A 21,684-nucleotide genomic window follows, 5' to 3' on the forward strand; every position below is an offset into this window, starting at 1 on the left:
GTAATGGCGGGGTAATTTTTGTAATGGAGGTGAACATTTTGATTCTGCATAACCTGAGTACTGATCAAGCCATTGCAGACAGTATTAAACCTGCCTATACATTTAGCAGACGGTTAAAAGGACTAATGTTTACCAAGCAACTCGACTCAGGTTGCGGATTGCATATTTTACCCTGTCAATCGGTACACACACATTTTATGCGATACCCCATTGATGTTGTGTATGTGAACCAAGATTTAGTCGTTGTCGATATCGACGAGAATCTTCCTCCAGGTAAGTTCGGGAAACGGAGAAGGGATGCGCGATCGGTGCTAGAACTCCCCACTGGCACCATCGCGACATCCGATTTACAAATCGGTCACCAGTTAAGCTTTGAAAAAGAATAATATTTTAAAAGGAGATGTTTATAGTGAAGAATTTATTCATGAACTTCCTTCGTGAAGAAGAAGGACAAGGTATGGCAGAGTATGCGTTGGTGTTAGGTGTTATTGCGGTTGGAGTTGTTGCGGTTTTAGCAACGTTTTCAGGAGAAATTATCAATGTATTTAACGACGTTATTGCAGGATTTACAACTGAGCCAGACACAGGTACACCATAAAGTAAGATCTATCCTAATAGAAAAACTTGGAAAGGAGGGCGCGAGCAATGGACATTTTAATCGACTTGCTATTATTCACTGTATTAATCATTAGTTTATTCACAGATTTGAAGCACCGGAAGATTTATAATAAAGTTCTTTTTCCGGCATTAATCATTGCTCTCCTCCTTCAACCAATGATCTATGGTATGGACGGAATCAAAAGTTCAATCTTAGGATTACTTCTTGGTTTTGGTATTCTTTTGATTCCATATCTGATGGGTGGAATGGGAGCTGGCGATGTAAAATTACTCGCGGTAATTGGCGCGATTACTAGTCCAGCATTTGTCTTTGCGACAGCCGTTTATATGGCAGTGCTTGGTGGAGTAATTGGTCTAGCGCTAATTATAATTCGCAAAGACTTTTTTAAACGCTTATATTACGCACTTTCAAACATGAGATATGGAATGCAATTGTTATTTCCAAATAAAGAAACGATGCAACGCACCTTTCCGTACGGTGTAGCGATTGTTGGGGGAGCATGTTTATCATTCTTTCTAGATGGAGTGGTGATTTAAATGTTCCGAAGTGAAAAAGGTCAGTCAGTAGTGGAGTTCGCATTAGTCATTCCGCTATTGATGATTATGTTAGTCGGTGTCTTTGATGTTGGGCGGATGATGTATTCGTATACAGGGTTACATTTTACAGCACAGGAAACCGTACGCCTCGGAGGCTTTGGCTATACGGATGAAGAGATTACGAACTTTGCAAAGAATCACTTTCAAACAGGCGAATCAGATAAGTTAGGAATTTCAATTTCTCCAACAGAATCTAACCGCGTTTCAGGTGAATATGTAACCGTCAAATTATCTTATCCAATCACCCCTTTCACACCTTTTGCGAAGCAGGTCTTTGGTGATGATATTCAAATTACTGCTGATTCAACAATTAGGGTGGAATGATGGGAGATGTCTAATGATGAAGTATTTAATGAAAAGTGAAAAAGCAAATGCAACATTTCTAGTTACAATCTCTTTTACAGCCTTGTTAGCATTAACTGGATTAGTCGTTGATGGTGGTATGTTGTACATGACACACCAACACCTTCAAAAAGCAGCGAACGCATCTGTATTATCCGGTGGTCAAGAACTGACGCAGGAAGAAGAGGTTGTTCGGCAAATTGTGGATGAGACGCTCGAACATCATGATGAGTTAAGTTCTTTTAAAGGAATCACGATTGTAAAAGAGAATCGTGTCACTTTGGAACTGGAAAAGCCAGTTGAAACAACATTTATGAAACTATTTGGAATTGACTCGGTAGATGTGGAAGTTCGCGCAACAGCTCGAGTTGGGCCTATGGGTCGAGCTAAAGGTGTAGCTCCATTAGGTATTGATGAATCAATAGAATTAATTTATGGGCAGGAATATACCCTAAAAGTAGATGAACATGATAGTGATACTGGATTTTTTGGTGCATTAGCAATAGACGGCACAGGAGCTAGTACTTATAAAGAAACACTAATAAATGGTTCTCTAAGCGAATTAAAAGTTGGAGATATTGTTGATACAGAGACTGGTAACATGGCTGGGCCAACGAATAAGGCAGTTAAGACCTTGGTAGATAGTGTTTGTGAAAATATGTACGAACGTGATTGCCCTAGAGTTTTGTTGATTCCAGTTTACAAGCCTTACAACCATGACCAAAACCAAATGAAACAAGTAGAAATTACAGGTTTTGCTTATTTTTATGTAACAGAACCAATGGATAAACATAATAAAACAGTTACTGGGGTTTTTATTGAAAGAACAGGCACTGGGTATGAGTTAGATGAAGCTGTCGACCGGGGTGCATTTATCGTTAGACTGACAGAATAAGTAGTAGGTGAGAATATGCAATCAAAATTACTCTTTTTATTAGCGATCCTAATGGGAATCATTACGACCGCTATCTTTTTTTATACAAATCAATCAGAAGCACCGGACCCCACTGACGAGGCACCTATGATGGATGTCATTGTATTAGCTGAAGATGTGACTGAGAATCAGCGGTTAACCGCTGAAGATGTGCAGGTGAAGTCAGTTCCAGAAGATCAGGTGCACGCGCAAGCTGTTCAATCGGTAGATGAAGTCAGTGGAAAGTTTGCTACAGCAGACATGGTTGCTGGAGAGGTTGTTCTTGCTCATCGACTCAAGTCGAGTAAAGAGGAACAAGACCTCGTTTCGCGTAAGGTGAATGAAGGATATCGAGCCGTGTCGGTCGGGGTAGACATGGTTCGGTCAGTTACGAATTTAATTAATCCAGAAGATTATGTGGATGTAGTTTTTACATATGAAAATACTGAGAAAGATAATCCGACCTTACAATTAGATCCAACAATACTAAGTAGTGATTCGATTCAATTAATTGATAATAAAGAATCAGTGCTTTTATTAAAAAAAGTAAGAGTTTTATCAGTTGGCAGGAAAATGGTTTCTGGTAACAATGGGGAAGAAACAGCAGAGTATAGTCAGGTAACATTGGAGCTGAATCCTGAAGATATGATTACTCTGGTTAACGCAAGTGAGGAAGGTTCAATACATTTAGCTCTTCATTCACGTATTGTTGATGAAGGTGAAAACGATAGCGAAGAATAGCTTCTTTAATGGGGGAGAGTCATATGACTGAAGAAGTAAAGAAAGAAGGACAAGTTATAACGGTCTGCAGTGGTAAAGGTGGCGTAGGTAAAACGGTTTTGGCTGTTAACCTGGCTATTGCATTAAGTAAGAAAAATGTTGATGTCGCACTAATAGATGGTGAATTTCAGTTTGGAGATGTTAGTTTAGCCATGGATCTTCAATCGACTTTTACGATGAAAGATGTAGTGGAAGAACAAGACCGCTTGGATGAATATAATATAACAAATTATTTAACGGAGCATGAAAGTGGTGTGAAGGTTTTATCTGCGCCGAGTCGACCGGAGTATGCTGAACTGGTGTCTTCTGAAGTGATAAAAAAAACGGTTCAATTATTAAAGAAAAACTTTGATTACGTTGTTGTTGATGCGGGTCATGGTATGGATGACTCAACCATTGATTTTATGGAAAATGCTGATAAAATCCTCGCGGTGACAACACTTGAAGTGGCATCTATGAAGAATACGAAGATGATGGTAGAAACGATTCATCAATTACAATTAGAGAAAAAGCTGGAACTTGTTTTAAACCGTTATAACATGGACAGTTTAATCAAGCCGGAAGAAGCTCCGAGTATGTTACGTGCTGAAGAGGTACGTTATATTCCAAATAATTTTAAGTTAACATCTCAATCAATGAATTTAGGAGTGCCAGTCGTTGTCAGTCATGCAAAATCTGACGTTGCGAAGGGTATTTTTAAGTTGGCGCAAGCCATTATCGATCAAGAAAGTGGTCGACCTAATAATAAAAAAGATTCGTTATTGGGTAAGATGTTTTCATTCTCTTTATTTAGTAAGTAATAACCAAATGGTGGAGGTGTCGTTATGAGTTTATTAGAGCGTCTTAAAAACCAAGATCAACATGGAAAACGTCCGGCAGAGGGAAACAAGCATAAGCCTGATGAAGCACAGGTCGTTCAAGAAGCGGCACCAAAACCTGAAGTTAAACAGGAAGTAAAATCTGCAACCCCTGTTAAAAGTAAGCCTGTATTAGATGAAAAGCATACAAAGTTTAAAAACTTAATACATAAAGAAATTTTAAAAGAAATTAAAGGTGATCAACCGAAAGAACAGATTATCCCGGTTGTAGAAGAAATTGCTGTTGATTTGATTAAAGACAATGAAGAATTCAGAACGGTTGACCGTAAACGCGTGGTCGATGAACTTGTTAACGATTTAACAGGTTATGGTCCGATTAATCCGTTGTTAGAAGATGAAGATGTATCAGAGGTCATGGTGAATGGACCAGATCAAATTTATTGTGAACGTAATGGTCGCTTAGAGTTAACTGATTTATCATTTCGTGATGATGACCATGTGCTTCATGTCATTGAAAAAATTGTGGCTCCATTAGGTCGTCGAATTGATGAGAGTAGCCCGATGGTGGATGCACGCTTACCGGATGGTTCACGTGTTAATGCGATTATCCCACCGCTTGCATTGAATGGTCCGACTTTGACGATTCGTAAATTCGCAGCCGACCCATTTAAAATTGAGGATTTAGTGAGCTTTGGCACGTTATCTCAAGAGATGGCGACGTTTATAGATGCCTGTGTAAAAGCGCGATTAAACATTTTCGTCAGTGGTGGTACTGGTTCAGGTAAAACAACCACGTTAAATGTGTTATCGAATTTTATTCCAAATGATGAACGAATCGTAACAATTGAAGATGCAGCGGAGCTCCAACTTGGTCAGGATCATGTTGTTTCATTAGAGTCCCGACCACCCAACTTAGAGGGTAAAGGTGCCATTTCAATTCGGGATCTCGTTCGTAACTCATTACGCATGCGACCTGACCGTATCGTCATTGGTGAGGTTCGTGGTGCAGAGGCGTTAGATATGTTACAAGCCATGAATACTGGTCACGATGGATCCCTTGCGACAGGTCACTCGAACAGTCCGCGTGATATGTTGTCGCGCTTAGAAACGATGGTGTTACTTGCAGGTGTAGAACTACCGATTAAAGCCATTCGAGATCAGATTTCTGGAGCCATTGATGTCATTATCCAGCAATCACGGTTAAAAGATGGTTCGCGTAAAATCGTCAAGATTACAGAGGTGCAAGGCATGGAAGGCGATGTGATTGTACTTCAGGACATTTTTGAATTTGAACAAACTGGTATCGATGAACAAGGAAAAATTCAAGGTCATCTGGTACCAACCGGCGTGCGACCGAAGTTTTTTGAACAGCTGACCAACGCAAATGTTCATATTCCAACAAATGTCTTTGTGAAAGAAGAGGAGTGGAACGTATGAGTCTAGACTCTCTCTTATTAATAGGCGTTTTACTAACTTCAACCTTCTTTTTCTTAGCACTTTTTCACAAGCTGTTTTATAAAGATCAACGGATGAAGAAGCGGGTACAGCAGTTCATTTTTGAAGAAGAGCCAGATGAAACGCCTCAAAAAGATAAAAAAGTCAAAATGGCTGTTGAATTCCGTTTGACGAAAGAGAAGATTCGTAAGGGTTTGCAAAAGCAAGACAAAGGAAAACAAATAGAGATGGATTTACACCAGGCTGGCATTCCGATTAAACCAGAAGAGTATGTCATGTTCAGGTGGATTTCAATCGCCTTCTTTGCGGGCTTATTTAAACTCATTTTTGGACATATATTGTTCTTAGTTGTCGGAGCAATATTTGGGTTGATGCTGCCTCGCATGATTGTCGCACGTAAGAAGAAGCAGCGAATTAATCAGTTTAATGATCATTTGGCTGAAATGATCTCATCTATTGTTAGTGCCTTAAGAGCGGGTTTTAGTTTTCCACAGGCAATGCAAAATGTTCGAAATGAATCGCCATCACCAGTTAAAGAAGAACTAGATCAATTATTAAAAGAAATGCAATATGGTGCTTCGGTTGAAGATTCCTTGAATCGAATGAAGGATCGTGTCCCTAGCGATGACTTAGATTTGATGATTCAAGCCATCGTCATTCAACGTCAGGTTGGCGGTAACTTAGCTGTCGTATTAGAAAAAATTGTACATACCATACGAGAACGAATTAAAATCCATGGCCAGATTAAGACATTGACCGCTCAAGGTAGGATGTCAGGCGCAGTTGTAGGCTTATTACCGCTCGGATTAATGACTATGCTCTATGCAATAAATCCTGAATATATTTTAGTGCTTTTTAGCAACCCAATCGGAATTGTACTTTTAATAGTTGCATGCATTTCCATGGTTATTGGGTTTGTGTTGATCAGAAAAATTACTTCAATTGAGGTGTGAAGTCATGGTTGCAGTCATGTACATGATGACAATTATATTATTAATAGGTGGCTTCGTGCTGTACAGACGTGAAATGAGCCAAAAAGTAAGTTCTCGTAAGTCCTATGTTTATGGATTTGAAGGGACAGCAGCAGTTGATGTAGCAGAGGAAGAAGAGGATAAGCGATCACTTTTTCAACGTCTGATCCAACCTAAATTAAAGGTGTTCAAACGTCAATTTAGACGTAATATCCCATCTGAAAAACAAGAAAAGCTTGAACTCAAACTGTTGCGCGCTGGGAATCCAATGGGGTTATCACCGTTTGAATATCGCTTAGTACAATTGATCTTATATGTATCATTTCCTTTATTATTTAGTATTCTAGCAATCATTGGCAATGCCTCATTCGGCCGTGTGTTATTTATGATTCTATTAGGATTAGGGTTGGCTGCCTATCTACCGGTCGTTTATTTGCGAATGAAAACAGCTACGCGCTACACTGAAGCGGTAAAAGAGTTACCTGACTTTATCGATTTGTTAGCAGTTAGTATGGAAGCTGGTTTAGGTTTTGACTCTGCTTTAAGTAAAGTGGTTTCTAAACAAGAAGGTGTTCTATCTAACGAATTTAGACGCTGTCTAGAAGAATTAAAACTCGGTAAAACGAGGAAAGAAGCTCTGTCCGGGATTAGGGAGCGGCTAGAGGTTGATGATATTAAACTATTAATCGGAAGTATTATTCAGGCGGAACAGCTAGGTGTCGGAATGGTTCAGACGTTGCGCGTTCAGTCCGAGGAGATCCGCGAACGACGTAAGCAACGTGCTGAAGAACAAGCTATGAAAGCTCCGATTAAAATGTTATTCCCTCTTGTCCTATTTATCTTCCCTTGTATATTTATCGTGCTATTAGGTCCAGCCATTATTCAAATTGTAGAGATGTTTGCGAATCAGTAGAAGCACGCTTTGAGTGAGCGTGTTTTTTACTGCCTAAAATTCTCATAAAAATAAGGTTGACTCCATTAAAAGAAGTTACAACTCCATTATTACAATGTCTAACTCTGTTAATCGAGGTTTCAACTCCATTAATCTCCACACCAACTCCAATAAAAAAAGCCTCCGTATGAAACGGAAGCCAATAATTTTTAATAAATTCTATTGACAAATCTCCTCATAACGTGTAAATTAGTCAACAATACTTTAACAAATAAAAGCGTTTAAGCATTTATGCGTTTAAGTGTATTGGTGGAAAGGAAGGGGATTTTATAATGACAGTAACAGTACAAGAAACTCAACAAGTTCCAAAACATTTACGGAAGTATACAGCTAAACAAAATTATGATGCTTATACTCCGATTAATCATGCTGTATGGCGTTATGTCATGAGACAGAATCACCATACTTTAAAAGACTTAGCGCATGAAGCGTATACAGATGGATTAAGAGCTTCTGGTATTACAATCGAAAAAATTCCGAATGTATATGACATGAATAAAGCTTTGGCACCGTTTGAATGGGGTGCCGCAACAATTGATGGTTTCATCCCAGGTGTGGCTTTCTTTGAATTTCAAGGGAATGGTATTTTACCTATTGCCACGGAAATACGTAAACTGGAGAATATTCAATACACACCAGCACCGGATATTATTCATGAAGCGGCAGGACATGCGCCAATCCTTTGTAACGAGAAGTACTCTGAGTATGTAAAATTATTTGGGGAAATTGGTAAAAAAGCTATTGCGACAAAAGAAGAGCATGAGCACTTTGATGCGGTTCGTAACTACTCAAATCTTTTAGAAAAAGGCGGTGCAACTGAGGAAGAGATTCAAGCAGCTGAGCGAAGAGTTAAAGAAAAAGAAGATGCTATTCAAGGTGTTTCTGAAGCTGAGAAAATTGGTCGCCTATACTGGTGGACTGTGGAATACGGGTTGATTGGCACGGTTGAGGAACCTCGCATCTATGGCGCGGGCCTATTATCCTCAGTAGCAGAAGGTAGCAATATTTTAAGCTCAGAGGTAGAAAAACGGCCATTTAATGTACAAGAAATGGTTGAAACAGCTTTTGATATCACGAAACCCCAACCTCAATTATTTGTATGTACTAGTTTTGATCAATTAATAGATGGTTTGAAAGAGTTCGCTAATGAAATGGCGTTCATAAAAGGAGGGACTGAGAGTTTAGAGAAAGCAATTCAATCCGAAAATACGGCTACGTCAGTATTTAGTTCAGGCCTTCAAGTAACAGGCATTTTTTCTGAACGACTAATAGATAATGAAGGTAATTTAACTTATATTAAAACGAATGGGCCGACTAACCTGGCAGTTGATAACATTGAACTTCCAGGTCACGGAACCAATCATCACGCAGATGGGTTTGGCTCACCAGTAGGTAAATTAAAAGGTCTAACAAAACCATTAGAAGACTTAAATGATGAGGAATTGGTTGGACAAGGAATCATAAAAGGCGAACGCGCTACCCTAAATTTTGAAAGTGGTGTCGAAGTTAAGGGTGAAGTCAAAGACATTGTTAAGAAAAATAATAAAGTCGTGCTTATTAATTTCGAAGACTGCCGTGTCACTCTAGGCGATAAAGTATTATTCGAACCTGAATGGGGTGTGTTTGATATGGCGGTTGGTGCTGAAATTGTATCTGTTTTTGCAGGTGCGGCTGATGGTGAAGCGTTCCACCCGACCGTAAACGCGGAACCTGAAGAGGAGAAGGTACTTAGTGAATTAACGCCAATTGAACAACTTTTCCAAGACGTCCGCGATGTTCGTGAAGGTCGTGTTGAAAACGTAGAGGCTGAGTTAACACGTGTAGTTAATGAAATTAAAGAAGTCTCTCCTGATGATTGGTTGCTAAGAATAGAGATTATAGAAATTTTATTAGCAAAAGAGATAGCGTCTGAACTATTAAAAGAGGTTAATGAGGAGCTCGAGCGAGTTAAAATGCTTAATGATGAGTGGTGTACATTGATTGAGCGTGGCAGAACTGTTGCGAAGAGTGCTCCATTAATTTCTGAATAAAAAGTTGAGGAACTCGCGTAACTGCGGGTTCTTTCAGTTTTATGTGGCTTGTTTATATGCATATGATACAATAAGGTCATGAGAGGTGAACGTCATGGCATTTAAACGAGATGTACATATTGAAGCACCAGCAGAATTAGTTTTTCGTGTTTTAACTACCTATGAATATGCTCCCAAGGTTTTAAATCATATTGAAGATGTTGAAGTTATAGGTGAGCATATTGAAGTAGGGACTAAAATTAAAGAAAAACGAAATATTAATAAAACGTTGGTGGAGAACACTTTAGAAGTTACAGAGTATAAACCAAACAAGAAGTTCGCGACTCACAGTGAACAAAATGGTATTGATTTAATTTACGAATATACCTTGTCAGAGGTTGAAGGTGGAACAGACATTAATTTTGAAGGAAAAATCAAACCTAAAGGTCTGCGAAACAAACTTTACAAACCATTGATTGGTATGCTCATTAAAAAAGAAGACGGAGATCATTTGCAACAATTAAGAGAGTACATTAAACGAAATTATAATGATGAAATGACCAGAGACTAACTCTGGTCATTTTTTTCTTGAATGGAATGATAAGCACCAGTGATCGCAAGAGAAATGCAATGTGCAAGGTATATAGCTGTCATTAAGAAAAATGAAAATGAAATGCCTTCTACTATAATGACCACTGCCCACGCAATAATTAGAATCACTAACATAATATTCCACGATGAAGCCTTCGCTCTGTTATTTAATTTGTAATAGCGTTCATCAAACCAGCGCTTCTTTTTACCGACTCGTCGCTGAATAAGGTATACAATCAACGCAATAAGCACACCCAACCCAAGTCCGGTTAAGCCAATTAAAATATTTTCAGTCAATATTTTCATCTCCTTCAAATATAAATATGTCTTCAATCTGACAGTTGAATATTTGAGCCAATTTATGAGCTAGAACTAATGATGGTTTATAACGGCCCTTTTCTAAAGATATTACCGTTTGCCTAGATACATTGAGTTTTTCAGAGAGGTCCTCTTGTGTGATGCTCAAAGCCTTTCGTTTATTTTTAATTAAATTCTTCATGCGATCTCCTTTAAGATTTAGTAAAGTTAACTTTACGTAAAATATACTTTACATTTTGTTGTGTGTCAAGTAAACTTTACAAAAATCTTTTTAAATGAGATGGAGAGTTATGAGAAGTATAATAATAACAGGAGGTTTTAATTATGAGAGAATTTCATGAGTTAAAAAGCATAGGGGAAGTTGATGGGTTAATAGAAAATCATAAACTGTCATTTATATATATTTCTAGACAAGGGTGTAGTGTATGTCACTCACTTTTACCTCAAGTCCAGAAACTGATGGAAGATTATCCCGAAATCCAGTTGGGTCATATTGAAGCAGACGACGTACCAGAAGTAGCGGGACGATTTTCAATTTTTACCGTGCCTGTACTCATATTGTTTGTCGAGGGTAAGGAATATTTGCGTGAGGCCCGAATTGTGCAGATGGATCAATTTAATGAAAAAGTAGCTAAGATTTATCAAGGGGTTATGGGTTAACCCCTTATTCAAAGACGACTTCAAATTCTTCGCAGACGACGAGCATATTTTCATCGAAGGAACGGTTGCTTTCTGCAAGTTCACGGTTAAAGAACTTAATATGCTCTCTACGCCAGTACTCGTAACTTTTATCGCCTTCTCCCTCCTTAAACGCAAACTCTGCACTAACTTCATTAAAAGGAACAATGTCGACTTTCTTTGTTTGAGTGATGAGAATGGCTTGTCCGTACCAATCTGTAATAATGTTGTATTCACCGACTTTGGGAATGTTTTCACTGTCATCGATATAAAATTGATATAACGAACACGTAGCCGTTTTTTCTCCTGCTTTAACAAGAGTCGCCAGCTCATCAGCTAACTCAGGACCATCACCAAATGGCCAAGCTTCATAGTTGGCTTTTGCGGCTTCTTTTGGCACTAATGTTTGTAAAAAATTTTGCCACATGGTCTTCACGGATTGTTCATTCATTTTGCTTACACCTTCTTACAAATATGACATAATAGTGAGTAACTATCATAATTATTATACCACGTGTACGAAAGGGGAATAGGAGATGGAAAATTACAGTACGACCTTATTAAGGTTTTCAGCTTTATTTGCAGTGGTTGGAGCATTTATTGGATCGCATATGGCAGGTTCAATGGAATATCAGTTTAAATCGATTCATGCTCATATACTGGTTGTGGGCTGGTTGACGTTATTTGCTTGGGCTGTGTTTTATAAAGTGTTTTATCGTGTGAAGTCTAAATTAGCTACAGCTCATGTATGGACTGGCATCATTGGTACATTTGGTTTGACCACAGGTATGTGGGTTTACTTCGTAAGACCATTTGAACTTCCAAGTGGGTTTGTGACCGTTTATTTCATTGTCGGTGGCACGACCTTGTTAGTGAGTTTCGTGTTATTTTTCCTATTAACTTTAAGCAATTTTAATGAAAAGAACGTTTAAACGATAGAGTGCATTAATAAGAAAGTTTAACGCAAGTAAGTTATAATAATATATAACCTTTAGCATGCTAAGAGATGATCACAACATTAAAGTGGCGTCTCTTTTTTATAGCTAAAATTTTTTCAATATTTTAGCATGTTTTATATGAAAATAGGGAATGGACAATTTAGGGAGTGAATACGTTGATTGAGATTAAGCAATTGAGTAAGTCTTTTAATGATGGAACAGAAGCACTAAAACATATTGACGTCCATTTTAACGAAGGAGAACTGACTTGTATTATTGGTCCGAGTGGGTGTGGTAAGACAACCTTACTTAAACATATTAACAGGTTGATTGCTCCGACCAATGGTGATATAGAAATAAGCGGATCCTCTATACTGAATCAAGATATTGTTGAACTCCGTCGCTCTATCGGGTACGTCATTCAGCAAATTGGTCTTTTTCCCCACATGACCATTGCAGAAAATATTTCTGTGGTGCCGAGGTTACTGAATTGGTCTAAACAAAAAATTAATGACCGTGTCGATGAAATGCTCGAAATGGTGAACTTAGAGCCTGAAGTCTTCCGCAATCGCTATCCATTAGAATTAAGTGGTGGACAACAACAGAGAGTCGGAGTGGCTAGAGCTTTAGTGGGTGACCCAGATATAATTTTGATGGATGAACCGTTTAGTGCGCTAGACCCGATTAGTCGTGAGCAATTACAAGATCAATTGAAAAGTTTACATAAGCAACTGAAGAAGACGATTGTATTTGTTACACACGATATGGATGAAGCTTTAAAAATCGCGGACCGAATCGTGATTTTAAGGCAAGGGGAAGTTGAGCAAATTGGTAGACCTGATGAGATTTTACAGAATCCTGAGACGGATTTTGTTAAATCGTTTATCGGTGAAGAGCGTATGACACGGTTTATGAGACAATCTCATAAGACTGCGAAATACTTTGAAGATTGGTTTGTGATGGAGAGTCATGGACAAGTTAAAGAAGTTAATGCTGACACTGGCATGGATGAATTAACGACTCTTTTTGTCGATCAAGGTTATGATTCAGTTGAGGTTATTGAAAATGATCGTAGCATAGGGTATTTAACAAAGAATACATTGTTGAAAGCTCTAGCAACAGAGAGGAGTGAGTAAGCATGCCTAGTTTTGTTAATGGATTTTATAAATGGGGGCAGGAATTCATAGCAACAGTCATCGACCGTAGAGAGTTGATACAGACTGCATTTATTGAACATTTATGGTTATCGTTTATTGCTATTTTTATTGCGTGTTTAATTTCTTTGCCATTAGGTATTTGGATTGCCCGTGCCAAACGCATGGCTGAACCGATGATTGGTGTAACTGCAGTCATGCAGACTATTCCAAGTCTTGCATTGTTCGGTTTTTTGGTTCCGTTAATCGGAATCGGCACGAATACGGCTTTAATCGCATTAACGATTTATGCCTTACTCCCAATTGTGAGAAATACTTATACAGGGATTTCGCGTGTGAATCCAGCCATGATTGAAGCAGCAAGTGCGATGGGTATGACATCCAAGCAACGATTACTGCGTGTTGAATTTCCACTAGCCTTACCTTTTATTATGGCTGGGATTAGAACTGCAACAGTATTAACAGTCGGTGTTGCAACTTTAGCAACGTTTGTGGGTGCTGGTGGTCTAGGTGATGTGATTTACCGTGGCCTACAGGCTTACAATCAACATTTGATTTTAGCGGGCGCTATTCCCGTTGCGATTTTAGCAATTATGTTTGACTTTGTTTTAAAATACTTCGAGAAAAAGACGACACCTAAAGGTATTCAGATTAAGTAATTAATGGAGGTAATTATGATGAGAAAAAAATTAATTGGTTTTATAGCAACTTTATTATTAATTAGCTTATTAAGTGCATGTGGCATAGGTAGTTCTGGAGATGGTGATAAGGAAATCGTCATCGGAGGGAAGCCATGGACTGAGCAATTCATTCTTCCACATATAATCGGTCAATACTTAGAGGCGAACACTGATTTTTCTGTACAGTATGAAACGGGATTAGGTGAAGTGGCTGTTTTAACCCCAGCTATTGATGATGGAGACATTGATGTTTATGTGGAGTACACAGGCACAGGCTTAGAAGCGGTTTTAAACGAACAAGCTAAAGAAGGCGAATCCTCTGATAGTGTGTTAAAACGAGTAAGAAAAGGTTATGAGGAAGAGTTTAACGTGACGTGGTTAAAGCCTCTTGGCTTCGAAAACACTTACACGCTTGCTTATCATCCGGATAGTGGCTATGATGCGGAGACTTTTTCAGATTTAGTTGAAGTTTCTAAAAATGAAGATATGCTATTTGGTGCACCTCATGCATTTTATGAACGTGAAGGGGATGGCTATGAAGCGATGATTGATACTTATCCGTTTGAGTTCTCTGATACAAAGCCCTTAGATGCGAACGTTATGTATGAAGCGGTAAATAATCAAGAAGTTGATCTTATCCCGGCATTCACAACGGATGGACGTATTGAGCGTTATAATTTAGGGACAACAAAAGATAACAAAGGGTTTTTCCCTAAATACGATGCGGTTCCTTTAGTCAGAATGGAAACGCTTGAAAAGTATCCAGATCTAGAAGAAGCGATTAATGGTTTAGCAGGTAAAATTTCAGAAGAGGAAATGCAGGAAATGAATGCGAAAGTGGATATCGATGGAATGAAGGCAGAAGATGTTGCAGAAGAATTTTTAAAAGAAAAAGGGTTAATCGAATAATTAATTTAATTTTATAAGATAATGATAATCACTAAAACTCTTATAGAAAAAGTTAGAAGTCTAGGGTGCGTTCCCTGGACTTTTTCTTTATAATTATAATTAGATGGTTTATTTGTCGAATAACGCAAAAGTGTACTTTTGGTCTACAGAAAATGTGTTATTCATTTGATATATTAGGGTAAACTATAGCAAGGTTTGTAGAAGTTTGGGGGAACACCAAGTGAAATTATTCGAATTACTAAACCACGTTGACGAACCAACCCAGCGTGACCTTGAAGATATAGATATTACTGGAGTTACGGATGATTCACGTGATGTAAAGCGTGGCTACATGTTTGTGGCTGTTGAAGGTTATAATCATGATGGACATCACTATATAAATGAGGCGTTAGAGAATGGGGCTAGTGTAGTTGTTGGTGAGCAGCAACTAAACCTTAGTGCACCATATATTCAAGTCAATGATACAAAACGTATTTTAGGTCAAATGGCTAGCCACTTTTATGGACATCCATCAGACCAGAAAATCGTAATTGGTGTAACTGGAACTAACGGTAAAACTACCACCAGTTATATGTTAAAGGCCGTTTTTGAGCAAAATGGTTATAACTGCGGATTAATTGGCACAATCGAGTATTTTATTAATGGTGAATCTTTACCAAGTAAAAACACGACACCAGGAGCAGTTACTTTACAAAAACTGTTACATGATAGTCAAGATGATGTGGTGATTATTGAGATCTCCTCTCATGCTTTAAAACAACATCGAGTAGCAGGGGTTCAATTAGATGAGGCAATTTTTACTAATTTAGACTCAGAACACTTAGATTATCATAATAGTATGCAGGAGTATTTTGAATCCAAGTTTCAAATATTTAATTTATTAAAAGAGAACGGATATGCGTTATTAAATTCTGATGATAAATGGTGCCGACAAGCTATTGAACAATTAAGAGACTCTAAAATTAATGTTCACACGGTGGGAATAAAAGAAGAAAATGATGTTCAAATATTTGAACATCATCAAAACCTTCATGTTAAAGGTGCCACATCAAATGAATTACTAGAACTTAAAATGCCAGGATTGCATAATCGTTATAATGCAGCGTTCGGTTTATTGACGAGTGAAATCTTTAATTTGAATCGAAATGAGTCGATTCAAGCTCTTAATCATGTTGAAAATATAAGAGGAAGGTTTGAAATTGTCTATTTCCCTGGAAATAAAAAAGTTGTTGTCGATTATGCTCATACTCCAAAAGGATTTTATCATTGTTTAAATACCATTCGGGAGTGTGGTGCTCGTCGGATCATTCATGTGTTTGGTTTCCGTGGAGCGCGTGACCCGTCGAAAAGGTTATCAATGATGAAGCAATCAATTGAAGTAAGCGATTATTATATTTTAACGTTTGATGATTTAAATGATACTCCGGAGAATGATATGGAACAAACGCTGAATCAATTCCATAATCAGTTTGGTAACAATAAAGGAGAAGTCGTAACTGACCGAACTCTTGCGATTGAACGGGCTATTGAATTAGCAGGAGATGGAGATTGGGTAGTTATTACTGGAAAAGGTCATGAATCCTTTAAACATGATTTTAAATGGGGAACAAAGTCAGATTTAGAAACTGTTGAGAAAGTGTTGGAACATGTCCAAACAGCCACACGACTAAGTTAAAACGAATTAGCGAAAAGCTAGTTCGTTTTTTTTTTGATAAATACGTAGTTAGTTTGTAATGTGAATAAAGTAAAAAGAAGTTGGATGTTTTTCAACGAAAAGCGAAAGGCGGCGACTCCTGGTCGACTAAAAGCGGCCACGTCCTGCGCCTGCGGTTACTCGGCGCAAAATAACGCAAAGAAGTAAAGCAAGTAGCTTTTGTGGCCACCGTCGACAATTGACCGTCCAGGCCTTCGCGGGAACAGCACGAGCCGAAAATCACGCAGGATGCACCTGCGTCTTCTAGAAATGCTTCGAAGTCAGCTTCCTCGGTGCAAAGGTGCAATGAAGCAAATTCATTGAAGTTTCTTAGTTGAGGCCGTGCCCGCGGAAAGCGTCCGCCTGTAGCGATTCGCAGAATGAACGACAACTTTAATATAATTTTGCTTGAAATAAAAAAACTAAGGTCGCACTACTGGGGAATAGTGCAAAACCTTAGTTCCTTAGGGGGGTGACCCTAATTATTTATATCAATAATGCAGGTAATTAGTTGTTTAAGTCTACATGTTTACCTTTAACAAGGTAAATAATACCCTCTGCGATATTAGTGACGTGATCTGCTGCACGTTCTAGGTATCTAGAAATAAATGCTAACTGCGTGATTGAACTAATTTCATCTGGATGCTTAGTCATATGCTTAAGCATTTTTTGAATTGAATCTCCATATTGATTGTCAACTTGATCATCAATACGAGAGATTTCAAAAGCTTTTTCCAAATCTTCTTCTAAATAAGCGTCAATAACTAAATCAAGCATCTGTTCAACAATTGATGCAGTATTTAAAACATCTTGTTTTTCTTGAGGTAATTCGGCATTGCCGATTCGTTTTACAGATTTAGCGATGTTGACAGCAAGATCACCAATACGTTCAATGTCATTGGTTGCTTTAAGTGTAATAACTAAGCGACGTAGATCTTTTGCAACTGGTTGTTCACTAGCAATTAACCAGATGGCTTGATCATTAATCTCATCTTCCATTTTATTGATTTCTTCATCATGATCTATTACTGCTTGCGCCTGTTGTTCATCTTGTTGATCCAGAGCAATAAGGGATCTCGTTATAGCTGATTTTGCCATATCATTCATCTGTAAAACTTGATCTTTTAACTCTTGCAATTTGTCCTCAAAGTTTTCTCTTACCACAGAACAAGCTCCTCTCTGAATATGCGCTTATCCAAAGCGCCCAGTGATATAATCTTCCGTACGTTTATCCGAAGGGTTAGAGAATAATGTTTCCGTCTCATCAAACTCAACCACTTCACCGTTTAAAAAGAAAGCTGTTTTATCTGAGATTCTTGCTGCCTGTTGCATGTTGTGAGTAACAATTATAATGCTGTAATTTTCTTTTAAATTCTGAACAAGTTCTTCCACTTTTAGCGTTGAAATTGGATCAAGTGCCGATGTTGGTTCATCCATTAGAATGACATCTGGTTCAATTGCCAATGTACGGGCTATACATAATCGTTGCTGTTGCCCACCAGATAGTCCATATGCGTTTTCTTTTAAACGATCCTTAACTTCATCCCAAATAAATGCATCTTTTAAGCTTTTTTCAACAATTTCATCTAGTGTTTTCTTGTCTCGAATGCCGTGAATTTTTGGCCCATAAGCGACATTTTCGTAAACTGATTTTGGAAATGGATTAGGTTTTTGGAAAACCATTCCGACGCGTGTTCTTAAATCTTCAACTTTAAACGATCGATCTAATATGCTTTTTCCGTTATATTTAATGTCACCAGATGTGCGTACACTTGGAACCATTTCAACCATGCGATTTAATGTTTTTAGGTAGGTTGATTTACCACAACCTGATGGACCAATAATAGCGGTAATTTCTTTTTCATTAATAGACAGGTTAATGTTTTTTAAAGCATGTGTTTCTCCATACCATAAATTAAGATCTTGCGTATCATACACTATATTTTTTGGATTTGGAGTATTGTTTTGATCTGTCTCTTTTATACTCATACTGTTTCACTCCTCCAATTAGTACCGTTGCTGGAATTTATTGCGGACAATAACCGCAATGGAATTTAGAATAAATAGAATTAGTAACAACACAATAATTGTGGCTGCAGCTAAATTAGCGTATTCATCAACTAGTGTTGAATCTAATGTCCAATAATAGATCTGCATTGGTAATGCTGTGAATTTATCTGTAATGCCTTCAGGGAAGGGGATTAATAAAGCTGGTATGCCGATAACTGTTAATGGTGCTGTCTCCCCAATGGCACGCGAAATCGCTAATATAGATCCTGTAATCATACCTGGTAATGCAGCGGGTAATATAATTCTTCTAATCGTTTGCCATTTAGTAGCCCCCATACCATAGGAAGCTTCGCTTAAATGTTGTGGTACGGCACGTATTGATTCCTGTGCGGCAACAACAACGATTGGCAAAATGAGTAAGGATAGTGTTAATCCACCTGCTAATACAACGTTTCCGAAATCCATTGCACGCACGAAAATAGTTAAGCCCAGGATTCCATAAACAATGGAGGGTACTCCTGCTAAGTTAGAGATGTTCGTTTGGATAATGGATTGAGTTCTGCCACGTTTTAAATAGAGTTCAAGATATAAAGCTGTTCCAATTCCAATGATGACTGTTACTGGTATAACAACAGCCATGAGCCATAGGGTTCCGAGTATGGCCCCCATTATTCCTGCTCGACTAGCTTCAGTTGAAAGTCTCCCTGTTAAAAACTGATAGTCGATTACACCTAATCCATCATATAAAACTTGAATTAACAATGCTGCTAATACAATCAAACCTAAAATCGTTGCGAAAAAGAATATATATTTAAGGAAGTTGTTTTTTACTATCCGAGAATTCATACGTTGTTGGACTTGATTTATGTCAATATATTTCATTTAGTATTCCTCCCTAAACTTGCGTGTAATATAGCGTGCAAGTAGGTTCATTAATAACGTGAATACAAATAAAGTCATAGCTACTGCATATAAGCTAAAGTAAATGGTCGATCCGGCTGGTGCTTCACCACCGGCAACTTCTACGATATATGCGGTCATTGTCTGCATTGATTGAGTGATATCAAAAGTAAAGTTTTTCGAGCTTCCACTTGCGATTGTTACAATCATAGTTTCACCAATAGCGCGTGAGATACCAAGAATAAATGATGCAATGATTCCTGATAATGCTGCAGGAATAACTACTTTAAAGGTGGACTCTAATCGTGTTGCGCCTAATGCGAACGCTCCTTCACGCATTGAGTTCGGTACAGAAGACATTGCATCTTCTGATAAAGAAGCAATCATCGGTATAATCATAATCCCCATGACAATACCTGGACTTAAAATGTTCGTTGCATCAACAGCTGGCCAAATTGAGCGAAGTAGTGGCGTAACAAATGTAAATGCAAAGAAACCATAAACAATTGTTGGAACACCAGCTAATACTTCAAGCATAGGTTTAAGTGTACGTCTTACTTTGTCTGATGCGTATTCGCTTAAATAGACAGCTGCCATAATGCCAATTGGTCCTGCGACTAACATGGCTATTAGGGATGAAAGAATAGTTCCGTTAATTAAAGGCAAGATTCCAAAGTCAGGATTTTGACTTAATGGATTTAACTCAGTGCTTGTGAAAAATTCTGTTATAGGTACTCTTTTGAAAAATTCAATTGTTTCGCTAAATAAAGTATATATAATTCCTATTGTTGTCAGAATCGATACAATGGCAAAAAGAAATAAAATCGTGGGTACTAGCTTTTCAAAAACACTGGATATATTCTTTGATGATTTCTTTTTCTCGATCATTTCTCTGACAGGTACAGCATTTTTATTTGGGTTGCTGTTCGTTGCCATGGCGGTTCCTCCTTCCAGTGAGAAAAACTTGGTTTTTACCAAGCTAGATTGCAAATGCCTTTAGATAAGGACATGCAAGTTATTATTAAATGAATAATAAACTAAAATGAGAGCGGTGAGGCTCCCACTTTAGCTGCTATTTAATTTTTCTTACTTCAATTCTTTAAGTTCGTTAGCTAACTTTTCTGCTTCTTCTTTAGGTAATGGTGCGAAACCAACTTCTCCAGCGTAGTTGTTGACGTTCTCCATAACCCAAATTGCATAATCAAGTACCTGAGGTTTTTCTTTAGCGTGATCTACGTTCAAGTAAGTGAATACTGGGCGAGTGAAGTTAGCATATGGACCATCTTCTGAAATTGTTTCAAGTGATGGTTTAACTGGTCCATTACCAAAGTCAATACCTACAGCTTTTACTTTATCTTTGTTGTTGTCATAGTAACCAAATCCAAAGAATCCAATTGCGTTTTTATCTTCAGAAACAAGCTTTACAAGAGTTGAGTATTCTTGTTGAAGGTTTGCATCTCCAACCATATCTTGTTCATCTAAAATATTTTCATAGAAAAATTCATAAGTTCCGTGATTTTCATTTGGTCCGTAAGTTTGAATCTTGTCACTTGGCCAATCTGAGTTAATATCTGACCATTTAGTGTATTTACCTAAAAAGATATCGATTACTTGTTGTTCAGTTAATTCAGTAGCAAAATCGTTTTCAGGGTTTACGACGATTGAAATACCGTCTAGTGCTAATTTTAATTGTTTAATATTCATTCCTAATTCTTCAGCTTTTGCTTTTTCTTCTTCTTTAATTGTTCGGGAAGCATCGTTGAAGTCTGTACCATTTTCAATTAAAAACGTCTCAAAACCTGCGCTTGTTCCAGAACGACTAACTTCTACTGAAACATTTGGTTGTGAGTTAATCATGTATTCTTCAGCCATTTTAGCCATTAGCGGGTAAACTGTTCCGGAACCGTCAACTACAACGCTGCCTTCTAGTTCTTTATTGTCGCCATTTTGATTACCAGCGGATTCATCATCAGATCCACAAGCTGCTAAAGCAATTAATAGTAAAGTGAAAATTGATAGAACTAAAATCTTTGACATCTTTTTCATTTTTAAATGTCCCCCTTAGGAATATCTTTTGCTTAACTTTCAAATTCATCATAAATCTTAATATCCCAAATGTCTGTAAAGCTTATGTAAAAATTAAGTTAAGAAAATGTAAATTACTGATTTGACGGGCTAAATGGATGGTTTAGAGTAATAAAATTTGGCTTAATATAAATAAATCCAAGGTGAAAGGAATAGAGTGACCCAATAATATGAGACAGGAAAAAACACCCCCTATGTCGTATGTAAAAGTATTCGACAATTTAGGAGGTGTTTTTCTTTATGGGTAAAAATCGATTTTATCCTGAAGAAGTG

The 21,684-nt window shown here is 37.8% G+C and carries 26 protein-coding genes; 18 read left to right on the plus strand and 8 right to left on the minus strand.

What is annotated here, in order from left to right:
• The first annotated feature begins 38 nt into the window (after positions 1–38).
• The 12 genes from E3U55_RS10645 (at position 39) to E3U55_RS10700 (ending at position 10,026) form a co-directional block, all read left to right on the plus strand.
• On the plus strand, positions 39–386 hold the full coding sequence (locus tag E3U55_RS10645) for a DUF192 domain-containing protein (RefSeq protein WP_228547534.1): 348 nt from the start codon (positions 39–41) through the stop codon (positions 384–386).
• A gap of 23 nt (positions 387–409) precedes the next feature.
• Positions 410–598, plus strand: coding sequence for a Flp family type IVb pilin (locus E3U55_RS10650; RefSeq protein ID WP_228547535.1), 189 nt, complete (start codon positions 410–412; stop codon positions 596–598).
• A 47-nt stretch (positions 599–645) separates the two neighbouring features.
• On the plus strand, positions 646–1,155 hold the full coding sequence (locus E3U55_RS10655) for an A24 family peptidase (protein WP_228547536.1): 510 nt from the start codon (positions 646–648) through the stop codon (positions 1,153–1,155).
• Positions 1,156–1,539: a TadE/TadG family type IV pilus assembly protein gene (locus tag E3U55_RS10660; protein ID WP_134340414.1), complete on the plus strand. Its 384-nt coding sequence runs from the start codon at positions 1,156–1,158 to the stop codon at positions 1,537–1,539.
• Between the two features lie 13 nt (positions 1,540–1,552).
• Positions 1,553–2,452 (plus strand): Tad domain-containing protein, encoded by a 900-nt coding sequence (locus E3U55_RS10665; RefSeq protein WP_134340415.1) that lies wholly within the window; start codon positions 1,553–1,555, stop codon positions 2,450–2,452.
• Between the two features lie 15 nt (positions 2,453–2,467).
• A complete protein-coding gene (gene cpaB / locus E3U55_RS10670; RefSeq protein WP_134340416.1) occupies positions 2,468–3,211 on the plus strand; it encodes a Flp pilus assembly protein CpaB in 744 nt (247 codons plus the stop codon).
• Between the two features lie 23 nt (positions 3,212–3,234).
• Complete coding sequence (locus E3U55_RS10675; RefSeq protein WP_194840886.1) at positions 3,235–4,050, plus strand: AAA family ATPase; 816 nt, start codon at positions 3,235–3,237, stop codon at positions 4,048–4,050.
• Positions 4,051–4,074: 24 nt separating this feature from the next.
• Complete coding sequence (locus tag E3U55_RS10680; protein WP_134340418.1) at positions 4,075–5,505, plus strand: CpaF family protein; 1,431 nt, start codon at positions 4,075–4,077, stop codon at positions 5,503–5,505.
• Complete coding sequence (locus E3U55_RS10685) at positions 5,502–6,476, plus strand: type II secretion system F family protein (protein ID WP_228547537.1); 975 nt, start codon at positions 5,502–5,504, stop codon at positions 6,474–6,476. The genes E3U55_RS10680 and E3U55_RS10685 overlap by 4 nt, the downstream gene beginning before the upstream one ends.
• Positions 6,477–6,480: 4 nt before the next feature.
• Positions 6,481–7,407 (plus strand): type II secretion system F family protein, encoded by a 927-nt coding sequence (locus tag E3U55_RS10690; protein WP_228547538.1) that lies wholly within the window; start codon positions 6,481–6,483, stop codon positions 7,405–7,407.
• Positions 7,408–7,718: 311 nt separating this feature from the next.
• A complete protein-coding gene (locus tag E3U55_RS10695; protein ID WP_134340419.1) occupies positions 7,719–9,476 on the plus strand; it encodes an aromatic amino acid hydroxylase in 1,758 nt (585 codons plus the stop codon).
• A 94-nt stretch (positions 9,477–9,570) separates the two neighbouring features.
• The gene (locus tag E3U55_RS10700) at positions 9,571–10,026 is read left to right on the plus strand and encodes an SRPBCC family protein (RefSeq protein WP_134340420.1); all 456 of its coding nucleotides are present in this window, start codon (positions 9,571–9,573) and stop codon (positions 10,024–10,026) included.
• Here the strand turns inward: E3U55_RS10700 and E3U55_RS10705 are convergent.
• Complete coding sequence (locus tag E3U55_RS10705; RefSeq protein WP_134340421.1) at positions 10,023–10,343, minus strand: DUF2178 domain-containing protein; 321 nt, start codon at positions 10,341–10,343, stop codon at positions 10,023–10,025. The two genes, E3U55_RS10700 and E3U55_RS10705, sit on opposite strands and share 4 nt — an antisense overlap.
• Positions 10,336–10,545, minus strand: a complete 210-nt coding sequence (locus E3U55_RS10710) for a helix-turn-helix transcriptional regulator (RefSeq protein WP_134340422.1) — start codon at positions 10,543–10,545, stop codon at positions 10,336–10,338. The genes E3U55_RS10705 and E3U55_RS10710 overlap by 8 nt, the downstream gene beginning before the upstream one ends.
• 143 nt (positions 10,546–10,688) lie before the next feature.
• On the opposite strand from E3U55_RS10710, the gene E3U55_RS10715 reads away from it, so the two are divergent.
• Positions 10,689–11,024, plus strand: a complete 336-nt coding sequence (locus E3U55_RS10715) for a thioredoxin family protein (RefSeq protein ID WP_134340423.1) — start codon at positions 10,689–10,691, stop codon at positions 11,022–11,024.
• A 4-nt stretch (positions 11,025–11,028) separates the two neighbouring features.
• Here the strand turns inward: E3U55_RS10715 and E3U55_RS10720 are convergent, their stop codons facing one another.
• The gene (locus E3U55_RS10720; protein WP_134340424.1) at positions 11,029–11,493 is read right to left on the minus strand and encodes an ASCH domain-containing protein; all 465 of its coding nucleotides are present in this window, start codon (positions 11,491–11,493) and stop codon (positions 11,029–11,031) included.
• An 85-nt stretch (positions 11,494–11,578) separates the two neighbouring features.
• Here E3U55_RS10720 and E3U55_RS10725 point away from each other — a divergent pair, with 85 nt between their 5' ends.
• The 5 genes from E3U55_RS10725 to E3U55_RS10745 all read left to right on the plus strand — a co-directional run bounded on the left by E3U55_RS10725 (position 11,579) and on the right by E3U55_RS10745 (position 16,398).
• Positions 11,579–11,974 (plus strand): hypothetical protein, encoded by a 396-nt coding sequence (locus E3U55_RS10725; protein WP_134340425.1) that lies wholly within the window; start codon positions 11,579–11,581, stop codon positions 11,972–11,974.
• Positions 11,975–12,156: 182 nt separating this feature from the next.
• Positions 12,157–13,116 (plus strand): ABC transporter ATP-binding protein, encoded by a 960-nt coding sequence (locus E3U55_RS10730; RefSeq protein WP_134340426.1) that lies wholly within the window; start codon positions 12,157–12,159, stop codon positions 13,114–13,116.
• 2 nt (positions 13,117–13,118) lie between these two features.
• Positions 13,119–13,793: an ABC transporter permease gene (locus tag E3U55_RS10735; protein ID WP_134340427.1), complete on the plus strand. Its 675-nt coding sequence runs from the start codon at positions 13,119–13,121 to the stop codon at positions 13,791–13,793.
• A gap of 18 nt (positions 13,794–13,811) precedes the next feature.
• Positions 13,812–14,723, plus strand: coding sequence for an ABC transporter substrate-binding protein (locus E3U55_RS10740; protein WP_134340428.1), 912 nt, complete (start codon positions 13,812–13,814; stop codon positions 14,721–14,723).
• A gap of 220 nt (positions 14,724–14,943) precedes the next feature.
• Positions 14,944–16,398: a UDP-N-acetylmuramoyl-L-alanyl-D-glutamate--2,6-diaminopimelate ligase gene (locus tag E3U55_RS10745; RefSeq protein ID WP_194840887.1), complete on the plus strand. Its 1,455-nt coding sequence runs from the start codon at positions 14,944–14,946 to the stop codon at positions 16,396–16,398.
• A gap of 525 nt (positions 16,399–16,923) precedes the next feature.
• On the opposite strand, the gene phoU is transcribed toward E3U55_RS10745, so the two are convergent.
• The 5 genes from phoU to E3U55_RS10770 all read right to left on the minus strand — a co-directional run bounded on the left by phoU (position 16,924) and on the right by E3U55_RS10770 (position 21,372).
• Positions 16,924–17,580 carry a phosphate signaling complex protein PhoU gene (gene phoU / locus E3U55_RS10750; protein ID WP_228547539.1) on the minus strand — a complete coding sequence of 219 codons (657 nt, stop codon included), beginning with the start codon at positions 17,578–17,580 and terminating at the stop codon, positions 16,924–16,926.
• A 27-nt stretch (positions 17,581–17,607) separates the two neighbouring features.
• Complete coding sequence (gene pstB, locus E3U55_RS10755) at positions 17,608–18,405, minus strand: phosphate ABC transporter ATP-binding protein PstB (RefSeq protein WP_134340430.1); 798 nt, start codon at positions 18,403–18,405, stop codon at positions 17,608–17,610.
• 18 nt (positions 18,406–18,423) lie between these two features.
• Positions 18,424–19,308 (minus strand): phosphate ABC transporter permease PstA, encoded by an 885-nt coding sequence (gene pstA, locus E3U55_RS10760; protein ID WP_134340431.1) that lies wholly within the window; start codon positions 19,306–19,308, stop codon positions 18,424–18,426.
• On the minus strand, positions 19,309–20,262 hold the full coding sequence (gene pstC / locus E3U55_RS10765; RefSeq protein ID WP_134340432.1) for a phosphate ABC transporter permease subunit PstC: 954 nt from the start codon (positions 20,260–20,262) through the stop codon (positions 19,309–19,311). It lies immediately after the preceding gene.
• 150 nt (positions 20,263–20,412) lie between these two features.
• Entirely contained in the window at positions 20,413–21,372 is a 960-nt protein-coding gene (locus tag E3U55_RS10770) for a PstS family phosphate ABC transporter substrate-binding protein (RefSeq protein ID WP_134340433.1), read from the minus strand.
• Between the last annotated feature and the right edge of the window lie 312 nt (positions 21,373–21,684).

The organism is Filobacillus milosensis, from assembly GCF_004402015.1.
Lineage (GTDB): Bacteria > Bacillota > Bacilli > Bacillales > Alkalibacillaceae > Filobacillus > Filobacillus milosensis.

Bases quoted from the DNA above. Each gene is read 5' to 3' on its own strand.
- E3U55_RS10710 (WP_134340422.1), bottom strand. From the start codon at position 10,545: ATGAAGAATTTAATTAAAAATAAACGAAAGGCTTTGAGCATCACACAA.
- E3U55_RS10660 (WP_134340414.1), top strand. From the start codon at position 1,156: ATGTTCCGAAGTGAAAAAGGTCAGTCAGTAGTGGAGTTCGCATTAGTC.
- E3U55_RS10655 (WP_228547536.1), top strand. From the start codon at position 646: ATGGACATTTTAATCGACTTGCTATTATTCACTGTATTAATCATTAGT.
- E3U55_RS10720 (WP_134340424.1), bottom strand. From the start codon at position 11,493: ATGAATGAACAATCCGTGAAGACCATGTGGCAAAATTTTTTACAAACA.
- E3U55_RS10695 (WP_134340419.1), top strand. From the start codon at position 7,719: ATGACAGTAACAGTACAAGAAACTCAACAAGTTCCAAAACATTTACGG.
- E3U55_RS10740 (WP_134340428.1), top strand. From the start codon at position 13,812: ATGAGAAAAAAATTAATTGGTTTTATAGCAACTTTATTATTAATTAGC.
- pstC (WP_134340432.1), bottom strand. From the start codon at position 20,262: ATGGCAACGAACAGCAACCCAAATAAAAATGCTGTACCTGTCAGAGAA.
- E3U55_RS10700 (WP_134340420.1), top strand. From the start codon at position 9,571: ATGGCATTTAAACGAGATGTACATATTGAAGCACCAGCAGAATTAGTT.
- E3U55_RS10735 (WP_134340427.1), top strand. From the start codon at position 13,119: ATGCCTAGTTTTGTTAATGGATTTTATAAATGGGGGCAGGAATTCATA.
- E3U55_RS10725 (WP_134340425.1), top strand. From the start codon at position 11,579: ATGGAAAATTACAGTACGACCTTATTAAGGTTTTCAGCTTTATTTGCA.
- pstB (WP_134340430.1), bottom strand. From the start codon at position 18,405: ATGAGTATAAAAGAGACAGATCAAAACAATACTCCAAATCCAAAAAAT.
- E3U55_RS10680 (WP_134340418.1), top strand. From the start codon at position 4,075: ATGAGTTTATTAGAGCGTCTTAAAAACCAAGATCAACATGGAAAACGT.
- E3U55_RS10675 (WP_194840886.1), top strand. From the start codon at position 3,235: ATGACTGAAGAAGTAAAGAAAGAAGGACAAGTTATAACGGTCTGCAGT.
- cpaB (WP_134340416.1), top strand. From the start codon at position 2,468: ATGCAATCAAAATTACTCTTTTTATTAGCGATCCTAATGGGAATCATT.
- E3U55_RS10685 (WP_228547537.1), top strand. From the start codon at position 5,502: ATGAGTCTAGACTCTCTCTTATTAATAGGCGTTTTACTAACTTCAACC.
- pstA (WP_134340431.1), bottom strand. From the start codon at position 19,308: ATGAAATATATTGACATAAATCAAGTCCAACAACGTATGAATTCTCGG.
- E3U55_RS10715 (WP_134340423.1), top strand. From the start codon at position 10,689: ATGAGAGAATTTCATGAGTTAAAAAGCATAGGGGAAGTTGATGGGTTA.
- E3U55_RS10665 (WP_134340415.1), top strand. From the start codon at position 1,553: ATGATGAAGTATTTAATGAAAAGTGAAAAAGCAAATGCAACATTTCTA.
- E3U55_RS10690 (WP_228547538.1), top strand. From the start codon at position 6,481: ATGGTTGCAGTCATGTACATGATGACAATTATATTATTAATAGGTGGC.
- E3U55_RS10770 (WP_134340433.1), bottom strand. From the start codon at position 21,372: ATGAAAAAGATGTCAAAGATTTTAGTTCTATCAATTTTCACTTTACTA.